Origin of the sequence: Allobosea sp. LjRoot90 (assembly GCF_964254315.1) — a bacterium.
Classification (GTDB): Bacteria; Pseudomonadota; Alphaproteobacteria; order Rhizobiales; family Beijerinckiaceae; genus Allobosea.
In genome coordinates, this window is record NZ_CAXUTF020000008.1 from 87,696 (window position 1) to 106,062 (window position 18,367).

Below are 18,367 nucleotides of genomic sequence, written 5' to 3' on the forward strand. Positions count from 1 at the left end.
TGCGATGCACCTCCTCCCGACCAGCGAGGTGAGGCTCGACGACGGCGAAGACGCCGTCGACCTCGCTCTGCCGCCGGGAGACCTCGTCGTCCTCTCCTTCAGCGACAGCGACCTGTCGGCGCTGGCGGCAGCCTATTCGTCATGGTCGGGCCTGTCCCGACCATCCACGTCTTCGCTGGTCGAGGACGGTGTTCGAGACGTGGATGCTCGCCACAAGGGCGAGCATGACGGTGGAGGCTCGGCATTTTCGCTCCGCCTCGTGCCGCTCAGGCGCTTCAGGCATCCGCTCTCGATCGACCTCCTGATCGAGAAGACGCTCGCCGGCTCACGCTTCGTGCTGCTGCGCTGCCTCGGCGGGCTCGACTATCTGCGCTATGGCGTCGAGCAGATCGCCAGCGCCTGCCGGCAGCATGGCATCGCACTGGCGGTGCTGCCGGGCGACGATCGCGAGGACGAACGGCTCGCCGGCTATGGCACGGTGCCGCCCGCATTCGCGGCGGAGTTGCTCGGCTATTTCCATGCCGGCGGCGGTGCGCAGAACATGCGGCGGCTGCTCTGGCGGGTGGACGGTTATCTCGCGGCGCTGCCCTCATCCGACCCGGCTTCGCCGGGCCACCTTCTCCCCCGAGGGGAGAAGGAAGAGGCGTCGATGACAGACCCCTTCTCCCCTCGGGGGAGAAGGTCCCGGCAGGGGGATGAGAGCCAGCGTGACCTCGCTCCGATCGCGCTCCCCACCCTCTTCGCTCTTGGCCCCAACGCCACGCCCCTACCTTGGCGCAAGGCCCTCACCGCCCTGCCGGTAGACTCACCGCTCGTCCCTATCCTCGTCTACCGCTCCGGCGTAGCCGCCGGGGATACGGCGATGGTCGAAGCGATCGCAGCGGCTCTCGCCGAGCGGGGCCTCAGCCCCCTGCCGCTCGCCCTGACCAGCCTCAAGGACGAAAGCGTCACGGCAGAACTCGCCGCGCTGATCGCGGCACGCAAGCCAGCACTGATCGTCACCACCACCGCCTTCTCGGCCCGCGACGGCGCCGAATTCGTGCTCGATGCTGCCGACTGCCCGATCCTGCAGGCCGTGCCGGTCGGCAGCGTGCTCGAGGCGTGGGAGGCTTCGCCGCGTGGGCTCTCCGCCGCCGACCTTTCCATGCAGGCGGCGCTGCCGGAATTCGACGGCCGGCTCGGCGCCATCCCCGTCGCCTTCAAGGAGGAGATCGCCGATCCGGCAACGGGTTTGGTGCTGCGGCGATTGACGCCCTATCCGATGGGCATCGCGGCGCTCGCCGATCTCGCCGCGAACTGGGTCGCGCTCGGTCGCAAGCCGCGTAGCGAGCGCCAAATCGCGCTAGTGATGTCCGACTATCCCGCCCGCGGCGGCCGCGCCGGCTTCGCTGTCGGCCTCGACACGCCGGCGAGCGCGCTAGCGATCCGGGAACTGCTGGGTGAGGCCGGATATGACGCCGGACCCGCTCCATCCGGCCCTGTCACCGTGGGCGGCGCGGATCTCATGCAGGCCCTCACCGAGGGCCCGGCTGACTTCGCCGTCCCACTCGCCAGCTATCGCGCCTGGCTCGCAGCCATCCCTGCCGCTGCCCGCGAAGCGCTCCTCGCGAGCCACGGCCAACCCGAAGCCGACCCGGGCTGCGACGGCGAGGCCTTCCGCTTCCGGCTCGTCCGTTTCGGCAAGCTCGCCATCGCCCTGCAGCCACCGCGCGATGCTTCGCCCGACCGCAAGGCGCGCTATCACGACCCTGACGCGCCGCCGGGCCACGCCTATCTCGCCTTCTATCTCGGCCTGCGCGAGATCCTGCGCGCCGACGCGCTGATCCATCTCGGCACCCATGGCACGACCGAATGGCTGCCCGGCAAGGCCGTCGCGCTCTCGGCCGCCTGCTGGCCGCGGCTGGCGGTCGGCGCCCTGCCGGTGATCTATCCCTATGTCGTCGACGATCCCGGCGAAGCCGCGCCGGCCAAACGCCGGCTCTCGGCCTTAACGCTCGGCCATCTGCCGCCGCCGCTAGCGGCTCACGATGCTGCCGGCGAAGCGGCGCTGCTGCGCGATCTCGTCGAGGAATATTCGCAGGCGCAGGTACTCGATCCGCGCCGGGCCGAGCTGGTCGCACGCGAGATTCTCGACCGGGCGCAGGCGAGTGGCCTCGCCGCAGCCAGCGGCGTCACGCCCGATCAGGACATGCCGAGCGCACTCGCGGCGCTCGACGCCCATCTCTGCGATCTCGCCGAGACCGCTTTTCGCGACGGGCTGCATATCTTCGGTCATTCCGAAGCCGACCCGGCCTCCGCCGAGAGCGAGCGCCGCAACCTGCTGAAGGCGCTCGATGCCGGCTTCGTGCCGCCCGGCCCGGCCGGCGCACCGCATCGCGGCCGGCCCGACGTTTTGCCGAGCGGGCGCAATCTCTCGACGCTCGACCCGCGTGCCCTGCCGACGCGCTCGGCCGCAAAGCTCGGTGCCAGTGCGGCGCAGGCGATCATCGCCCGCCATCTCCAGGACGAGGGCGACTATCCGCGCCGGATCGTGATGGACCTCTGGGCCTCGCCGACATTGCGCTCGGGTGGCGAGGACATCGCCCATGCCCTGCACCTGATGGGCGCCGCACCGCTCTGGGACCATGGCTCGACCCGCGTCACCGGCTTTTCGATCATCCCGCAGGCGAAGCTCGCCGCGCCGCGTGCCGACCTGACCATCCGCATTTCCGGCGCCTTCCGCGATACCTTCCCGGCGCAGATCGCTCTGCTCGATGCAGCAGCGCGCGGCGTCGCGGCGCTCGACGAGCCTGACGAATGGAACGAGCCCGCGGCCGCCCGCCGCAGGGGCGAGACAGGAGCCCGCATCTTCGGCGCCGCACCCGGCCGCTATGGTGCTGCCACGGCCGACCGGGCGCTCGATGGCGACTGGCAGACGCGGGCCGAGCTCGGCGCCGCCTATCTCGCCGCCACCAGCCATGCCTATGGCGGGCCGGACGGCTCGGCCGCGCCCGATGAGAGCTTCGCCGTTCGCGTCGCCGACGCGCAGGCCTTCGTCCATGTCAGCGACACGGCCGGGCGCGACATCCTCGAAGCGACCAGCGCCGCCGACGTGATCGGCGGCTTCGTCGCGGCGATGCAGGCGCAAGGCGGCGAGGCGGCGCTCTACAGCCTCGACACCTCCGATCCGGAGAAACCGAGAGCCAGAACGCTGGCCGAAGACGTTTCGCGCATCGTCCATGGCCGGCTCTGCCATCCCCAATGGATCGCGAGCCATCTCGCCCATGGCTGGCGCGGCGCGGCGGAACTCGCCGAGGCGGTCGATGCGCTCTTCGTCTACGCCGCGAGCACGGATGCGGTCTCCAATGCGCTGTTCGATGCGGTGTTCCAGGCTTATTGCGGCGATCCCGCCGTCTGGCAGGCGCTGGAAAAGGCGAATGCACCGGCCGCCGCTTCGATCCGCTCGCGCCTCACCGAGGCGCAGGAGCGCGGGCTCTGGCACAGCCGTTTGAACTCGGCGACGATGCTCTCCGGACAGGAGACCGCCGAATGAGCGCCCCGGCCCGCGAGACGATGCGGCGCGGCTGGTGCCCGGGCACCTTGCGGCCGATGCTGACCGGCGACGGTTTGCTGGTGCGCCTGCATCCGCCACGCAATACGCTGACGCCTGACCAGCTTACCCATCTCGCCGAACTGGCGGCCCGGCACGGCAATGGCCAGATCGAGATCTCCGGCCGCGGCAATCTGCAATTGCGTGGCATCCGCGAGGAGGCGCATCCGGCGCTGGTCGATGATCTGCTGGCTGCCGGGCTCGTCGACGAAGCCGATGGCGACGGCCCGAACCGGCTTACGCTGACCTCGCCGCTCGCTGGCCGGGCCGCGGACGAGTTGCTCGATGCCGCCGCGCTCGCGAAGACGGTCGAGCACGCCGGCCGCAGCGTCGCCGGCCTGCCTGCGAAATTCTCGATTGTCGTCGATGGCGGCGGCACATTGGCGCTCGATGGCTTCGCCGTTGACTTCAGACTGCGCGCCGTCGCGGCAGAGATGGTCGCATTCGGGTTGCCGGGCGACCTCTGGTTCGGGCCGACTCGCCTGGATGAGGCGCCGGCGCTCACGGTCCGGTTGCTGGACGGCTTCGTCGCTGTCACCCGACGCAACCCAGAGCAGATCCGCCGCATGCGCGATCTCGATCCGGAGGCGCTGACCGCGCTGGCCGCATCATGCGTACTTATGCCTATGGCTGCTCCGCCCGTTCGAGCCGAACCCCATCCGGTCGGCCTCACCGCCGAGCGAGACGACCTGGTCGCCGTGCTGTCTGCCCTGCCTTTCGGCCGTACAGACACCAAGGGGCTCACGCGGATCGCCGGGCTCGCCCGCGAAGCCGGCGTCCGCGAGATCAGGCTTTCGCCCTGGCGCGGGCTCGCCTTCTGCGGCCTTCCGGCCGACACAGCGGGCGCCTTGCGAGCTGCTCTTCGAAGCGAAGGCCTCGTCGTCGAGCCGGACGACCCGCGCCTTTCGGTCTCGGCCTGCACCGGTGCACCGGCCTGCGCGCGCGGCGAGGCTCCAGCGTTGGCTGATGCCGCAGTGCTGGCCGACGCGCTCGCCCCGCTGCTCGCCGATGGCCTCAGCCTCCACGTCTCCGGCTGCGCCAAATCCTGTGCCCATCCCGGCCGCGCCGATCTCACGCTGGTCGGCCGCGATGGCCACTACGACGTGATCGTCTCAGGCGGCGCCGGCGATGCCGCCATGGCCCGGCTTTCATTGAGAGAACTTGTGCGCCGGCTCGAACCGGGTCAGGACATCCGCGCGCGGCTGGACGCCGCCCATACTGGTTGAAGACAGGTATCGAGTTTGAACACGCGTCACGCCTATATCCGCGACGGAGCCGCGATCTACGAACGCTCCTTCGCCATCATCCGAGCCGAATCCGACCTGTCGCGTTTTTCGGGAACGGCGGAGCGTGTGGTCGTGCGGATGATCCATGCCTGCGGCATGACCGACCTGCCAAGGGACGTGGCGATGTCGCCTGATTTCGCCGAGGCGGCCGAGGCCGCGCTGGCCAGGGGCGCCCCGATCCTGTGCGACGCCCGCATGGTCGCCGACGGCGTCACCCGCGCGCGCCTGCCGGCGAAAAACGAGGTGATCTGCACGCTTCCCGACGCATCCGTGCCGAAGCTGGCCGAGGAGCTCGGCACGACCCGCTCGGCTGCGGCGATGGAGCTGTGGCGCCCGCATCTTGCGGGCTCTCTCGTCGTCATCGGCAACGCGCCGACCTCGCTGTTCCGCCTGCTCGACATGCTCGACGAGGGCGCGCCGAAGCCGGCAGCGGTGATCGGCATTCCCGTCGGCTTCGTCGGCGCGGCGGAATCGAAGGAGGCGCTGGCTCAGGACGGGCGCGTGCCCTTCCTCGTCGTGCACGGCCGGCGCGGCGGCTCGGCCATGGCGGCGGCAGCCGTCAACGCGCTGGCGCAGGTCAAGGAGTGAGCGGCGTGAGCGAAGAAGCGCCCCGCACCCTGCTCTATGGCGTTGGCCTCGGGCCCGGCGATCCCGACTACATGACGGTGCGCGCCCGTGACGTCATCCTCAAGGCCGACCGGCTCGTGCATTTCTGCAAGCGCGGCCGGCGCGGCAATGCCCGCGTCACCGCCGACGCCGTCATCGCGCCCGATCCGGCCCGCGAGATCGAGCTCGCCTTCCCGGTGACGATCGAGGTGCCGGTCGAGGACGAGGGCTATACCGGGCCGATTGCCGCCTTCTACGACGAGGCGGCCGAGCAGCTCGCCTGCGAGATGGCAGCCGGCCGCAGCGTCGCCGTGCTCTGCGACGGCGACCCGTTCTTCTACGGCTCCTTCATGCATCTGTGGCGCCGCCTCGCCCATCGCTTCCCGACCGAGGTGGTGCCGGGCGTCACCGGCATGGCCGGCGCCTGGGCGCGCGCCGAGGCCCCGATCAGCTGGGGCGATGACGTCATGACCGTAGTGCCGGGCACGCTCGCCGAGAGCGAATTGACGCGCCGGCTGGTCGATACCGACGCCGCCGTGATCATGAAGCTCGGCCGCAACCTGCCCAAGGTGCGCCGTGCGCTGCAGGCCGCGGGGCTGATCAACCGAGCCATCTATGTCGAGCGCGCCACCATGGCCGGGCAGGTGGTGACGCGCCTCGCCGACAAGGGCGATGACGAGGCGCCCTATTTCTCGATGATCCTCGTCCCCGGCGAAGGACGGCGGCTGTGAGCGGCTCGCTCGCCATTGTCGGCCTCGGACCGGGCGAGGCGCGCTATCTCACGCCCTCGGCGCTGGCCGCGCTCGAAGCCGCCAGCGATCTCGTCGGCTACGGGCCCTATCTCGACCGCGTGCCGGAACGCGCGGGCCAGGCCAAGCACGCCTCGGACAATCGCGTCGAGGTCGAGCGCGCCCGGCATGCGCTGATGCTGGCCGCTGAAGGGAAAGCCGTCGCGGTCGTCTCCGGCGGTGATCCCGGCGTCTTCGCCATGGCTGCCGCCGTGTTCGAGGCGCTGGAAGCGGGCGAGCCGTCCTGGCGCAGGCTTCAGATCACGGTCGAGCCGGGCATCACCGCCATGCTCGCCGCGGCGGCCAAGGCCGGCGCGCCGCTCGGCGGCGATTTCTGCGCGATCTCGCTGTCGGACAACCTCAAGCCCTGGGAAGTCGTGACGGCGCGGCTCTCCGCGGCGCTATCAGCCGATTTCGTGATCGCCCTCTACAATCCGATCTCGAAGGCGCGGCCCTGGCAGCTCGGTAAGGCCCTCGAGCTGGCGGCGACGATCCGCGCGGCCGAAACACCGGTGATCTTCGCCCGCGCCGTCGGGCGCCCCGACGAGAACCTGCGCGTCCTGACGCTCACCGAGGCCGTCGCGGCGGCAGACAGCGCCGACATGGCGACCCTGGTGATGATCGGCGCCAGCGCGACGCGATTGATCGCGCGCGAGGGCAGAAATCCGATCGTCTATACGCCGCGCTCGGTGACGAAGAGCCCCTGTGCCACCAGCCAGGGCAGGACCTGATCGATATGCTCGACGGTCTCGACATCGGGCTTGGGCGGCCGCTCGACCATGATCACCGGCAGGGAAAGCCGGCGCGCCGCGACGAGCTTGCCGAGCGTCATCGGCCCGCCGGCATTCTTGCTGACGAGGACCTCGATGCCCTCATCCCGCATCAGTTTTTCCTCGGCATCCGCCTCGAAGGGGCCGCGCTGCTGCAACACCCTGGCGTGCGGCAGCGGCAGGTCATTCACGGGTTCGATCACGCGGATCAGGTAATGGTGCTGCGGGGCGGCGAAGACATGCGGCAATTCGAGCCGGCCTATGGTCAGGAAGACGCGGCGCGGCTCATCGCCCAGCGCCTCGACGGCGGCGTCGATGTCGGGCACGCATTTCCAGAGATCGCCGTTCTGCGGCTTCCAGGATTCACGCCGGATCGCCAGCAGCGGCACGCCTTCCGCCTTGCAGGCCGCCTCGGCATGATAAGGCATGATCGCGGCGAAGGGGTGGGTCGCATCGATGACGGCGACGACGCCTTCGTCGATGAGATATTGCCTGAGGCCGGCAATGCCGCCGAAGCCGCCGGTGCGGGTCGGCAAGGACAGAGGGCGCGGGTCGGAGGTGTGACCCGCGAGCGAGATCACGGCGCGAATCTCGGGTGCCTGTTCGGCCAGGAGCTGATCGAGTGCAGCCGCTTCGCTGGTGCCGCCGAGGATGAGGACCGTCATGGAACAGTTTTCGCCTGAATCGACCAAACTGTCGAGCACACCGCCCGGGCCCTGGCTCTCGCTGGTCGGGCTTGGCGAGGATGGCCGCTCCGGCCTCTGCGCCGAGGCGCTGGCCGCGCTTGAGGGTGCCGAGATCGTCTTCGGCGGCGAGCGCCACCTCAAACTGATCGGCGACGTGCCCGGCGAGGCGCGGCCCTGGCCGCAGCCTTTCCGCAATGCGCTGCCGGCGATTCTGGCCGAAAAAGGCCGCAATGTCTGCGTGCTCGCGACCAGCGATCCGTTCCATTACGGCATCGGCGCCGGGCTGACCAAGGCGGTGCCGGCGGCCGAGATGCGCGTCATCCCGCAGCTCTCCTCCTTCTCCATGGCCTGCACGCGCATGCGCTGGCCGCAGGAGGAGTGCGGGCTGGTCTCGCTGCACGGCCGGGCCCTTCAGAGGATCATCCCTTTTCTCCAGCCGGGTGCGCGGGTTCTGGCCCTGTCCTGGGACGATTCGACACCGCTCGCCGTGGCCCAGCTGATGAGCGCGCGCGGCTTCGGCGAGAGTTCGATCACCGTGCTGGAAACGATCGGCGGCCCGAACGAGCGCATCCGGCAGGCCCGCGCCGACGCCTTCGCGCTCGACGGCATCGTGCCGCTCAACCTGCTGGCGATCGAGGTGGTCGCCAGCCGCGATGCCCGCATCCTGCCGCTGGCGACCGGGCTCTCCGACGACTGGTTCGAGCATGACGGCCAGCTCACCAAGGCCGATATCCGGGCGATCACCCTCTCGGCCTTGGCGCCGCGCGCCGGCGAACTGCTCTGGGACATCGGCGCCGGTTCGGGCTCGGTCGGCATCGAATGGAGCCTGCGCCATCGCCATAACCGTGCCATCGCCTTCGAGGAGCGGCCGGAGCGCGCCGCCCGCATCGCCCGCAACCGGCTCGCACTCGGCGCGCCGCCGCTCGAGGTGGTCGAGGGCAAAGCGCCCGAGAGCTTCGCGGGCAAGGCCTCGCCCGACGCGGTCTTCATCGGCGGCGGGCTCACCGATCCCGGCGTATTCGAGGCCGCTTTCGCGGCGCTGAAGCCCCGTGGACGGCTGGTGGCGAACGCCGTGACGATCGAGGGCGAGGCCCGGCTCGCGGCGCTGTTCTCCGCCCATGGCGGAGCCTTACGCCGCATCGGCGTCTCGCATCTCGACCCGATCGGGACGATGCATGGCTGGCGCGCTGCGATGTCCGTGACGCAATGGCGGGTGGTGAAGCCGTGATGCCTCGGGCCGACGCCAGCGAGCCGCTGCGGGCGCCGGGCTCCTCCCTTCCCCCTTGTGGGGAAGGGTATGGGGATGGGGGGCGAAAAGGTGGGCGCGACCTTTTCTATGACGAACGTTGCCGCTCGTCCGGCGCCATGTCCTTTAACCGCTCACCAAGCTGGACGCCCCCCACCCCTGCCCCTCCCCACAAGGGGGAGGGGTTCGCACTGCGGGTCCCGCGCCATATCGCGAATGACGGGCATAGGGGCTACAATCGATGACAGCGATCACCGCCGGCATCGGCCTGCGTCCGGGCACGTCGGAGGCAGACATCGAAGCCTGCTTGGCGCAGACGCTGGCCACCGCCGGCCTGTCGACAAACGCACTAAGCCGCCTCGCAACGCTCGCCTCGCGCCGGGACGAGCCGGGGCTTGCGGCCGTGGCGCAGGCGCATGATCTCACCCTCATCGCCATCCCCGACGAAGCGCTCGCCGGCTTCGAGGCGGCCTGCGCCACGCGTTCGACCCGGATTTCCGGCCTCTACGGCGTCGGCTCGGTGGCAGAGGCGGCGGCGCTGGCCGCGGCCGGGCCGGGCGCCACCCTGATCCAGCCGCGCATCGCCACCGCGCGCGTCACCTGCGCTCTCGCCCGGAGCGCCGCGTGACCGTCCATTTCATTGGCGCCGGTCCTGGCGCGGTCGACCTCATCACCCTGCGCGGGCGCGAACTGATCGGCGCCTGCCCGGTCTGCCTCTATGCGGGATCGCTGATCCCCAAGGCGATGCTCGGCTGGTGCCCCCCCAGAGCGCGCATCGTCGACACCGCCCCGCTCGATCTCGACGCCATCATCGCGGAGATCCAGGCGGCTCACGCCGACGGCAAGGACGTTGCCCGGCTGCATTCCGGCGACATCTCGATCTGGAGTGCGACCGGCGAGCAGATGCGCAGGCTGGATCAGCTTGGCATCCCCTACGAGATCACGCCCGGCGTGCCGGCCTTCGCCGCCGCGGCGGCAGCGCTCAAGCGCGAATTGACGCTGCCTGGCGTCGCGCAATCGCTGGTGCTGACACGCACCTCCGGCCGGGCCTCAGCGATGCCGGACACCGAAAAGCTCGCGACCTTCGCGGCCTCAGGCACGACGCTCGCCATCCATCTCTCGATCCATGTGATCGAGCAGGTCGTGGACGAACTCACCCCCTTCTACGGCGCCGACTGTCCGGTCGCGATCGTCTTCCGCGCCTCCTGGCCGGAAGAGCGCATCCTGCGCGGCAGGCTTTCCGACATCGCCGCCCAGGTGCGGGCAGCCGAGCTTGAGCGGACCGCCCTGATCCTCGTCGGCCCGGCGCTAGCGGCGGAGGATTTTGCCGAGAGCGCGCTCTATTCCACCGGCTATGACCGGCGTTTCCGGCCAAGCGGAGGACAGGCATGACCGCCAGAGGCCTGCTCATCGCCGCGCCGCGTTCCGGCTCGGGCAAGACCACGATCACGCTTGGGCTGCAACGCGCCTTGGTCCGCCGTGGCCTGAAGGTGCGCGGGCTGAAATGCGGGCCTGATTATATCGACCCGGCCTTCCACGCCGCGGCGACGGGCACCCCCAGCGCCAATCTCGACAGCTATGCGATGCCGGATGCGATGCTCGGCCAGATCGCCAATGTGGCGGCGCAGGACACCGATATCGTCATCGCCGAGGGCTCGATGGGGCTGTTCGACGGTGTGCCCGGTCCTGACGGCCACACCGGCGCCAGTTCCGACATCGCGGCCCTGCTCGGTTGGCCGGTCGTGCTGGTCGTCGACGTCTCCGGCCAGGCGCAATCGGCTGGCGCGGTGGCGCTCGGCTGCATGCTCTACGACAAGCGCATCCGCGTCGCCGGCGTGATCCTCAACAAGGTCGCGAGCGAGCGCCATCGCCGCCTCGCCGCTGCGGGCATGGAGAAGATCGGCCTGCCCGTGTTCGGCGCGCTGCCGCGCGAGGCGAGCCTGATCCTGCCCGAACGCCATCTCGGCCTGGTCCAGGCCGGCGAGACCGAAGACCTGCACCAGCGCCTCGACGCGCTCGCCGACGCCGTCGCGGCCGCGATCGACCTCGACGCGGTCATCGCCGCCGCAGGCGCGACCAATTTGCCGAGCTCCACACATCAAACGATCCCGCTGCCGGCGCCCGGCAAGCGCCTTGCCATCGCCCGCGACGCCGCCTTCAGCTTCGTCTACCCGCATGTCGAGGCGGGCTGGCGGGCGCTAGGGGCCGAACTCATGCCGTTCTCGCCGCTCGCCGACGAGGCGCCGCCCGAAAGCTGCGATGCCTGCTGGCTGCCGGGCGGCTATCCCGAGCTGCATGCCGGTCGACTGGCGGCCGCGACGCGCTTTCTCGACGGGCTGCGCAACTTCGCTCGCACCCGCCCGGTCCATGGCGAGTGCGGCGGCTACATGGTGCTAGGGAATACTCTCACTGATGCCGATGGGGTCAGCCATGCCATGGCCGGGCTGCTCTCGGTCGAGACCAGCTTCGCGAAGCGCAAGATGAACCTCGGTTATCGCAATGCGGTTCTCGCTGCCGACGGGCCGCTCGGTCCTGCGGGTAGCCGCCTGAGCGGGCACGAATTCCACTATGCGACGGTGATCTCGCAAGGCGAGGATCCGCCCTTTGCCATGGTCACCGATCCGCACGGCTCGGCCCCCGCGGCCGCCGGCAGCCGCCGTGGCCTGACTTCCGGCTCGTTCTTCCACGCGATCGCGGTCCGGGAGGGGGCGTGAGCTTGCCGCCCGCCTTCGACGACGGCTTCCGCGACAAGCTCGGCGAGCTCATCGCCTGGCGCCGCGATGTCCGGCGCTTCCGTCGCGAGCCGGTGCCGGAAGAGTTGTTGGCTAAGCTGCTCGATCTGATGCAGCTCTCGCCCTCCGTCGGCTATTCGCAGCCCTGGCGCTGGCTGAGGGTGGACGACCCCCATCAGCGCGCCGCGGTGCAGACGAACTTCTCTCGCTGCAACTCTGAGGCGCTGGCCGACTACGAGGGAGCGCGCGCGGCACTCTATGCCCGCCTCAAGCTCGAGGGCTTGCGCGAAGCGCCGGTGCAGTTCGCGGTGTTCTCCGACCATGGCACGGCGCAGGGCCATGGCCTCGGCCGGCGGACCATGCCGGAGATGCTGGATTATTCGGTGGTGGCGGCGATCACGCAATTCTGGCTCGCCGCGCGCGCCCATGGGCTCGGCCTCGGCTGGGTCTCGATCCTCGATCCCGCCGAAATCGCGGGTATCCTCGGCACTCCACCAGAGTGGAAGCTGATCGGCTATCTCTGCCTCGGCTATCCCGACGAGGAGCACGAGGTACCGGAGCTGGTCCGCGCTGGTTGGGAGAGCGATACGCGGCTCGCCGGGCGCGGCTAAGGCGCCCGACCGAGCGCGCCGCGCAGGCCGAATGCCGTCAGGATGGCGAGCACGGCAGCGCCGCCGACCAGCCCGGCCGCCGAGGGCCAGCCCAGCGCCTCAATGACACCGCCGACCGCGACGGGACCGACGACCTGGCCGAGATTGCTGCCCTGCATCAGCAGACCGACGACGACCGGGGTCAGCGCCGCCGTCGGCGCCAGCACCGGCGCGGAAGAGAGCAATGTCGCAGGGATGATCCCGCCGACCATCGAGAACAGCACGCAGAGCAGGAAGGTCGCGGAATCCGGCAAGAGGCCGAGGAAGATGCCGAGCGCGGACAATCCCATCACCAGGCTGGCGAAGGCGATCAGGCCGATGCGCGAGACGCCGCGCGCCAGCAGCATGCCAGCGGCGAGGTTGCCGATGATGTTGACGGCGCTGGCGAGCGCACCGAGCACGCCGGCGGTTGCGAGCGAAACCTGCATGCGCTGCATCAGCAGCACCGGCAGGAAGCTGAACAGGGCAAAGAACATCAGCGCGTAAAGCGCGAAGGTGAGTGCAAGCAGCAGCGGGCCGCGCGCGCTCAGCACCGCGCCGGCATCGCCTGCCAGGGCCGCCAGGGAGGTGCGGCCGCCGCCGCCGACCTGCGGCACGGCGAGCAAAGTGAGTGCGATGGCGACGACGGCGAGAGCGCCGGTGACCTGCCAGATCATACGCCAGTCGGTGAGCCAGAGCCCGGCGAGCATGGCCAGCGCGATGCCGGCCGGCATGAAGCAGCTCCACAGCGCCATGGCGATGTCGCGCTGCGCGGGACTGGCGACGCGCTGGAGAATGGCCGGCCCGGCGATGGTGATCAGCAAGAAGCCGAAGCCTTCGAGAACCCGGGAGGCCAGCAGCATCGGAAAACGCGGTGCCGCCGCACCCAGGAAGGCGCCAACCGTAACGGCCAGCAGGCCGAAGAGGAGGACGCGCCGCGCGCCGAGGCCGATGGCGAGCGTGCCGACAGGAATCCCGCCGACCATGCCGAGCACGGCGAAGATCGAGGCGAGCCAGCCGAGCGTCGCAAGGTCCAGCCCGAACTCGGCCTGGACCAGCGGCATCGCGATCGCAGCCTTGCCAACCTGCAGCGCCGCGACGATGCCGCCGGCGACGACGACGGAGACGGCGAGCCAATCCGTCCTGGCGGCAGGTGCCGCCGTGATCGTCGTCATGAATAAGGCCTCGCGATGACGGTCGGGACTTTATGATCGGTCATGGCCACTCCTCGACGACATGCTGGCGCCGCTCCGAGATGTGGTTTCCTGTCGATCTCAGAAAGTGAGATAATTCGCATCAACTCGATCAAGGCAATCGATCATGCTGGATGCTCTCACGCTCGATCAGATGCGCATCTTCGCCACCGTGGCCGAAGCCGGCAGCTTCCGTTCGGCAGCGACGCGCCTGTCGCGGGCGCAATCGGCGATCAGCCATGCCATCGCCAATCTCGAGGCGCAGCTCGGCCTTTCCCTGTTCGACCGCTCCGGCCATCGCCCCGCTTTGACGGCGGAGGGACGGGCGCTGCTGACCGACATCAGGGAGGTGCTGCTGCGCGTCGGCGCCCTGAAGGCCCGCGCGCATGGCCTCAGCAAAGGCGTCGAGATCGAGCTTGCGCTGACGATCGACGTCTTGTTCCCCTCTCCACTGATCGGCGCAGCGCTCACCGAGCTGCGCGAACGCTACCCATCGGTCACGATCCGGCTCGCCATCGAGCCGCTCGGCGGACCGATCGCCGCCCTGCTGGAGCGGCGGAGCGCGCTGGCGATCACGGTCGGCGAGAATTTCCGCGATCCGCGCATCGCAATCGAAGCCGTGACGAGTATCCAGGCGATCGCGGTCGTCGCAGCGACGCATCCGCTCGCCCGGGCCGGTGATGGGCGCGTCCTGTCGCGCTCCGAACTCGCCGGGCATCTCCAGATCGTGCAGATCGACCCAACGCCGATCTCGGGCTCGCAGGATTTCGGCGTGCTCTCGCCGCAGACCTGCCGGGTCACCGGGCAGGACACCAAGCATGCGATGATCCTGGCCGGGCTCGGCTGGGGCCGGCTGCCCCACTGGCTGATCGAGCGCGATCTCGCCGAGGGCAGGCTGGTCCGGGTCGCGACCCGGGCGCTCGGCCGGAACGCCCAGCTGCCGGCCGAAGCCTATCTCGCCCACCGCCTCGACGAGGCGATGGGTCCGGCGGCGCGCGCCTTCGCCGAGGCGCTGGCGCGGCTTTGTGCGGGAGATGTCAGACCGCGATCTTGAAGGGCGCCTCGGTCTTGGCCTTGATCTCGTCGAGCGTCACGCCCTCGGCAAGCTCGATCAGGGTCATGCCGCCGCCATTCTCGTCGATCGCGAAGACGCCGAGATCGGTGATCACCATGTCGACGACGCCGGCGCCGGTCAGCGGCAGGTCGCAGGCCTTGAGCAGCTTCGGCGATTCCGAGCCGTCCTTGTTCTTCGCCACGTGCTCCATCACCACCACGACCTTCTTGACGCCGGCGACGAGGTCCATGGCGCCGCCCATGCCCTTCACCATCTTGCCGGGGATCATCCAGTTGGCGAGGTCGCCATTCTCCGCCACCTGCATGGCGCCGAGAATGGAGAGGTCGATATGGCCGCCGCGGATCATGCCGAAGGAATCCGAGGAGGAGAAATAGCTCGTGGTCGGCAGTTCGGTGATGGTCTGCTTGCCGGCATTGATCAGGTCGGGGTCCTCCTCGCCCTCATAGGGGAAGGGGCCCATGCCGAGCATGCCGTTCTCCGACTGGAGCTGCACGCTCATGCCATCGGGGATGTAGTTCGAGACGAGCGTCGGGATGCCGATGCCAAGATTGACGTAGAAGCCGTCCTTCAGCTCCTTGGCGGCGCGAGCGGCGATCTGTTCACGGGTCCAGGCCATGTGCGTGATCTCCTCTCAAGCCGTTTCGCGCTTGCGCACGGTGCGCTGCTCGATGCGCTTTGCCGGATTGGCGACGTGCACGATGCGCTTCACGAAAATGCCGGGCGTGTGGATCTGGTCAGGATCGATCTCGCCGGCCGGCACCAGATGCTCGACCTGAGCGACGGTGAGGCGCGAGGCCGAGGCCATCATCGGATTGAAGTTGCGCGCCGTCTTCCGGTAGACGAGGTTGCCCTCGGTATCGCCCTTCCAGGCATGGACGATCGAGATGTCGGCAAAGAGACCGCACTCCATGATATAGCGCTCGCCGTCGAATTCGCGCTCCTCCTTGCCCTCGGCGATCAGCGTGCCGACGCCGGTCTTGGTGAAGAAGGCCGGGATGCCGGCGCCGCCGGCGCGGATGCGCTCGGCCAGCGTGCCCTGCGGGTTGAATTCGAGCTCGAGCTGGCCGGAGAGATACTGCTCGGCGAAGAGCTTGTTCTCGCCGACATAGGACGAGATCATCTTCCGGATCTGGCGGGTCTCGAGCAGGACACCGAGGCCGGCACCGTCGACGCCGGCATTGTTGGAGATGAAGGTCAGGTCCTTGGCCCCGGATTCGCGGATCGCCTCGATCAGCATATCGGGAATGCCGCAGAGGCCGAAACCGCCGGCCATGATGGTCATGCCGTCTTTGACGGCGCCGGCGAGCGCCGCCTTGGCGTCGGGATAAACCTTCTTCATCGGAATGCCTTCGTCGCTTGGTGGGGAGGGCTCAAAAAAACTAGCCGAGCGCATGGTGCGGTTGCAACATGCGCCGCTGACGCGCCCCTCGTGTGACCATGCACAGCCAAGAGCCTTCAGGCCGGCACATGACAGCCCGGCCCGGCCGATGCTACCAAACTGCGCGTCCCGCCTTCTGGAGCCAAGCCCTTGCCCGCCTCCCGCTCCATCCTGCTGATCATCGGCGGCGGCATCGCCGCCTATAAGTGCCTGGAGCTGATCCGGCGCCTGAAGGATCACGGCATCGCCTGCCGCTGCATCCTGACCAGAGCGGGCGAGCAGTTCGTCACACCGCTCGCGGTGTCTTCGCTCGCCGGCGAGAAATGCTTCACCGACCTGTTCTCGCTGACCGACGAGGCCGATATCGGCCATATCGCGCTGTCGCGCTCGACCGACCTACTCGTCGTCGCGCCAGCCACCGCCGACCTGCTCGCCAAGATGGCGAACGGCCATGCCGACGATCTGGCGTCTACAGCGCTTCTCGCCACCGACAAGCGCATTCTGGTAGCCCCGGCGATGAACCCGCGGATGTGGGAGCATCCGGCGACGCGGCGCAACATGGTGACGCTGCAGAAAGACGGTGTCCTCGTGGTCGGCCCCAATTCCGGCGCCATGGCCGAACGCGGCGAGAGCGGCCCCGGCCGCATGGCCGAGCCGCATGAGCTCCTGGCCGCGATCGAACTGGCGCTCGCCGGCGAGACCCGGCATTCACCCTCGATCGGCTTCCTCGGCCGTTTGCCCGGCGGCGGCCCCACCGGGCCGAAGCCGCTCGCGGGCAAGCGCGTGCTCGTCACCTCCGGTCCGACGCATGAGCCGATCGACCCTGTGCGCTACATCGCCAACCGCTCCTCCGGGAAGCAGGGTCACGCCATTGCAGCCGCGGCGGCAGCCGCCGGCGCCGAAGTGACGCTGATCTCCGGTCCGGTGACCATTGCCGATCCCGCCGGGGTCACCACGGTCCATGTCGAAAGCGCCCGCGACATGCTGGCGGCGACCGAGGCGGCGCTGCCGGCCGATCTCGCGATCTTCGCCGCCGCGGTCGCCGACTGGCGTACCGCCGACGCAGCCGGCCAGAAGATGAAGAAGGATGGCAGCGGGCCGCCCAGCCTCGCTCTGGTCGAGAACCCGGATATCCTCGCCACCATCGCGGCACGCGAGATCGACAGGCCGGCCCTGGTCGTCGGCTTCGCGGCCGAGACGCAGAACGTCGTCGACTATGCCCGCGCCAAGCTCGCCAGGAAGGGCTGCGACCTGATCGTCGCCAATGATGTCGGAGGCACCGGCGTGATGGGCGGCGACGCCAACACCGTCCACCTCGTCAGCGCCGACAGCGTCGAGACCTGGCCGACCCTGCCCAAGGCCGAAGTGGCGGCACGCCTCGTCACGCATTTCGCCGATCTGCTGGCAAAAAAGAGCTGACGTCGATGGCGACCCTCCGCATAAGGCGTCTGCCGCACGCCCACGACCTGCCTTTGCCGGCCTATGAGACAGCTGGCGCCGCCGGCCTCGACCTGCGCGCCGCCTTGCCCGACGAGCCTCTGCGGCTGGAGCCCGGCGCGCGGCTGCTCGTCCCGACCGGGCTCATACTCGAATTGCCGGTGGGCACCGAAGGCCAGGTCAGGCCGCGCTCGGGGCTGGCCCTGCGCCATGGCGTCACCCTGCTCAACACGCCGGGAACGATCGACGCGGACTATCGCGGCGAGGTCCAGGTCATCCTGATCAATCACGGCCAGGAGGCTTTCATCATCCAACACGGCGACCGCATCGCCCAGTTCGTCGTCGCGGCGGTGCTGCAGGCCGAGATCGTCGAGGTCGAGGAGCTCACGGACACGGCGCGCGGCGCCGGCGGCTTCGGCTCGACCGGGGTCAGCGATGCCGCCCCGCGACAGACGGCCGGAGCCAAGGCATGATCCAGCTCTCGCGCCGCAGCCTGCTCGCCATCACTGCCGTGGTCGACATCGCCCTGCATGCCCGCCCCACGCCCGTCGCGGCCAAGGCGCTGGCGGCGCGGCACGAATTGCCGCCGCGCCATCTTGAAACCGTACTGCAGGCGCTGGTCAGGGTCGGGATCCTCAAGGGCGTGCGCGGGCCGCGCGGCGGCTACGAGCTCGCCAGGGAACGCCGCCGCATCACCGCCGGCGAGATCGTGCGCGCCGCGATGCAGGCGAATGCCGACGAAACCCTGCCGCCGCTGCCGCGTTCCGCCCTGGTGGACGCGGTGGTCGACCCGATGATGCAGCAGGCCATGGAGGCCTGGCTCGCCAAGCTCGAAGCGGTCAGCGTCGCCGACCTCTGCCGCGAGGCCGAGGAGCGTTCCGCAACCGGGAAACCGCCGGTCGATACAGATTTCACGATTTAATCCGTTAAATCTACCATTCCTCGACAGATT

The 18,367-nt window shown here is 69.5% G+C and carries 18 protein-coding genes; 14 read left to right on the forward strand and 4 right to left on the reverse strand.

What is annotated here, in order from left to right; genetic code table 11:
* Positions 1-4 precede the first annotated feature (4 nt).
* The 5 genes from cobN to cobJ are packed head-to-tail and all read left to right on the forward strand — an operon-like array spanning position 5 to position 7,000.
* Complete coding sequence (cobN, locus tag ACSQ3M_RS24245; protein WP_436152638.1) at positions 5-3,532, forward strand: cobaltochelatase subunit CobN; 3,528 nt, start codon at positions 5-7, stop codon at positions 3,530-3,532.
* Positions 3,529-4,815 (forward strand): precorrin-3B synthase, encoded by a 1,287-nt coding sequence (gene cobG / locus ACSQ3M_RS24250; protein WP_436152639.1) that lies wholly within the window; start codon positions 3,529-3,531, stop codon positions 4,813-4,815. The genes cobN and cobG overlap by 4 nt, the downstream gene beginning before the upstream one ends.
* A 15-nt stretch (positions 4,816-4,830) precedes the next feature.
* Entirely contained in the window at positions 4,831-5,463 is a 633-nt protein-coding gene (locus ACSQ3M_RS24255) for a precorrin-8X methylmutase (protein ID WP_436152640.1), read from the forward strand.
* The gene (locus ACSQ3M_RS24260) at positions 5,460-6,212 is read left to right on the forward strand and encodes a precorrin-2 C(20)-methyltransferase (RefSeq protein WP_436152641.1); all 753 of its coding nucleotides are present in this window, start codon (positions 5,460-5,462) and stop codon (positions 6,210-6,212) included. Before ACSQ3M_RS24255 ends, ACSQ3M_RS24260 begins: the two co-directional genes overlap by 4 nt.
* Positions 6,209-7,000 (forward strand): precorrin-3B C(17)-methyltransferase, encoded by a 792-nt coding sequence (gene cobJ, locus ACSQ3M_RS24265; RefSeq protein WP_436152642.1) that lies wholly within the window; start codon positions 6,209-6,211, stop codon positions 6,998-7,000. The genes ACSQ3M_RS24260 and cobJ overlap by 4 nt, the downstream gene beginning before the upstream one ends.
* Here cobJ and ACSQ3M_RS24270 read toward each other — a convergent pair.
* Entirely contained in the window at positions 6,943-7,704 is a 762-nt protein-coding gene (locus tag ACSQ3M_RS24270) for a cobalt-precorrin-6A reductase (RefSeq protein ID WP_436152643.1), read from the reverse strand. The genes cobJ and ACSQ3M_RS24270 overlap by 58 nt on opposite strands.
* Here ACSQ3M_RS24270 and cbiE point away from each other — a divergent pair.
* From cbiE to bluB, 5 genes are all read left to right on the forward strand, one after another.
* On the forward strand, positions 7,703-8,953 hold the full coding sequence (gene cbiE / locus ACSQ3M_RS24275) for a precorrin-6y C5,15-methyltransferase (decarboxylating) subunit CbiE (RefSeq protein WP_436152644.1): 1,251 nt from the start codon (positions 7,703-7,705) through the stop codon (positions 8,951-8,953). The genes ACSQ3M_RS24270 and cbiE overlap by 2 nt on opposite strands.
* Before the next feature lie 259 nt (positions 8,954-9,212).
* Positions 9,213-9,599: a cobalamin biosynthesis protein gene (locus tag ACSQ3M_RS24280; RefSeq protein WP_436152645.1), complete on the forward strand. Its 387-nt coding sequence runs from the start codon at positions 9,213-9,215 to the stop codon at positions 9,597-9,599.
* Positions 9,596-10,363 (forward strand): precorrin-4 C(11)-methyltransferase, encoded by a 768-nt coding sequence (gene cobM / locus ACSQ3M_RS24285; protein WP_436152646.1) that lies wholly within the window; start codon positions 9,596-9,598, stop codon positions 10,361-10,363. The genes ACSQ3M_RS24280 and cobM overlap by 4 nt, the downstream gene beginning before the upstream one ends.
* Positions 10,360-11,685 carry a cobyrinate a,c-diamide synthase gene (locus tag ACSQ3M_RS24290; protein ID WP_436152647.1) on the forward strand — a complete coding sequence of 442 codons (1,326 nt, stop codon included), beginning with the start codon at positions 10,360-10,362 and terminating at the stop codon, positions 11,683-11,685. Before cobM ends, ACSQ3M_RS24290 begins: the two co-directional genes overlap by 4 nt.
* Positions 11,682-12,314 (forward strand): 5,6-dimethylbenzimidazole synthase, encoded by a 633-nt coding sequence (gene bluB / locus ACSQ3M_RS24295; protein ID WP_436152648.1) that lies wholly within the window; start codon positions 11,682-11,684, stop codon positions 12,312-12,314. The genes ACSQ3M_RS24290 and bluB overlap by 4 nt, the downstream gene beginning before the upstream one ends.
* Here bluB and ACSQ3M_RS24300 read toward each other — a convergent pair.
* Positions 12,311-13,507 carry an MFS transporter gene (locus ACSQ3M_RS24300; RefSeq protein WP_436152649.1) on the reverse strand — a complete coding sequence of 399 codons (1,197 nt, stop codon included), beginning with the start codon at positions 13,505-13,507 and terminating at the stop codon, positions 12,311-12,313. The genes bluB and ACSQ3M_RS24300 overlap by 4 nt on opposite strands.
* A gap of 145 nt (positions 13,508-13,652) precedes the next feature.
* On the opposite strand from ACSQ3M_RS24300, the gene ACSQ3M_RS24305 reads away from it, so the two are divergent.
* The gene (locus tag ACSQ3M_RS24305; protein WP_436152650.1) at positions 13,653-14,579 is read left to right on the forward strand and encodes a LysR family transcriptional regulator; all 927 of its coding nucleotides are present in this window, start codon (positions 13,653-13,655) and stop codon (positions 14,577-14,579) included.
* On the opposite strand, the gene ACSQ3M_RS24310 is transcribed toward ACSQ3M_RS24305, so the two are convergent.
* Positions 14,563-15,216 (reverse strand): CoA transferase subunit B, encoded by a 654-nt coding sequence (locus ACSQ3M_RS24310; RefSeq protein ID WP_436152651.1) that lies wholly within the window; start codon positions 15,214-15,216, stop codon positions 14,563-14,565. The genes ACSQ3M_RS24305 and ACSQ3M_RS24310 overlap by 17 nt on opposite strands.
* A gap of 15 nt (positions 15,217-15,231) precedes the next feature.
* Positions 15,232-15,939, reverse strand: coding sequence for a CoA transferase subunit A (locus ACSQ3M_RS24315; protein ID WP_436152652.1), 708 nt, complete (start codon positions 15,937-15,939; stop codon positions 15,232-15,234).
* A 159-nt stretch (positions 15,940-16,098) separates the two neighbouring features.
* Between ACSQ3M_RS24315 and ACSQ3M_RS24320 the strand changes: the two genes are divergently transcribed.
* From ACSQ3M_RS24320 to ACSQ3M_RS24330, 3 genes are read left to right on the forward strand one after another with little or no spacing between them, the layout of a single operon-like run.
* A complete protein-coding gene (locus ACSQ3M_RS24320) occupies positions 16,099-17,397 on the forward strand; it encodes a phosphopantothenoylcysteine decarboxylase domain-containing protein (protein WP_436152735.1) in 1,299 nt (432 codons plus the stop codon).
* 5 nt (positions 17,398-17,402) lie between these two features.
* A complete protein-coding gene (gene dut / locus ACSQ3M_RS24325) occupies positions 17,403-17,888 on the forward strand; it encodes a dUTP diphosphatase (protein WP_436152653.1) in 486 nt (161 codons plus the stop codon).
* The gene (locus tag ACSQ3M_RS24330) at positions 17,885-18,337 is read left to right on the forward strand and encodes an RrF2 family transcriptional regulator (protein WP_436152654.1); all 453 of its coding nucleotides are present in this window, start codon (positions 17,885-17,887) and stop codon (positions 18,335-18,337) included. Before dut ends, ACSQ3M_RS24330 begins: the two co-directional genes overlap by 4 nt.
* Positions 18,338-18,367: the final 30 nt, after the last annotated feature.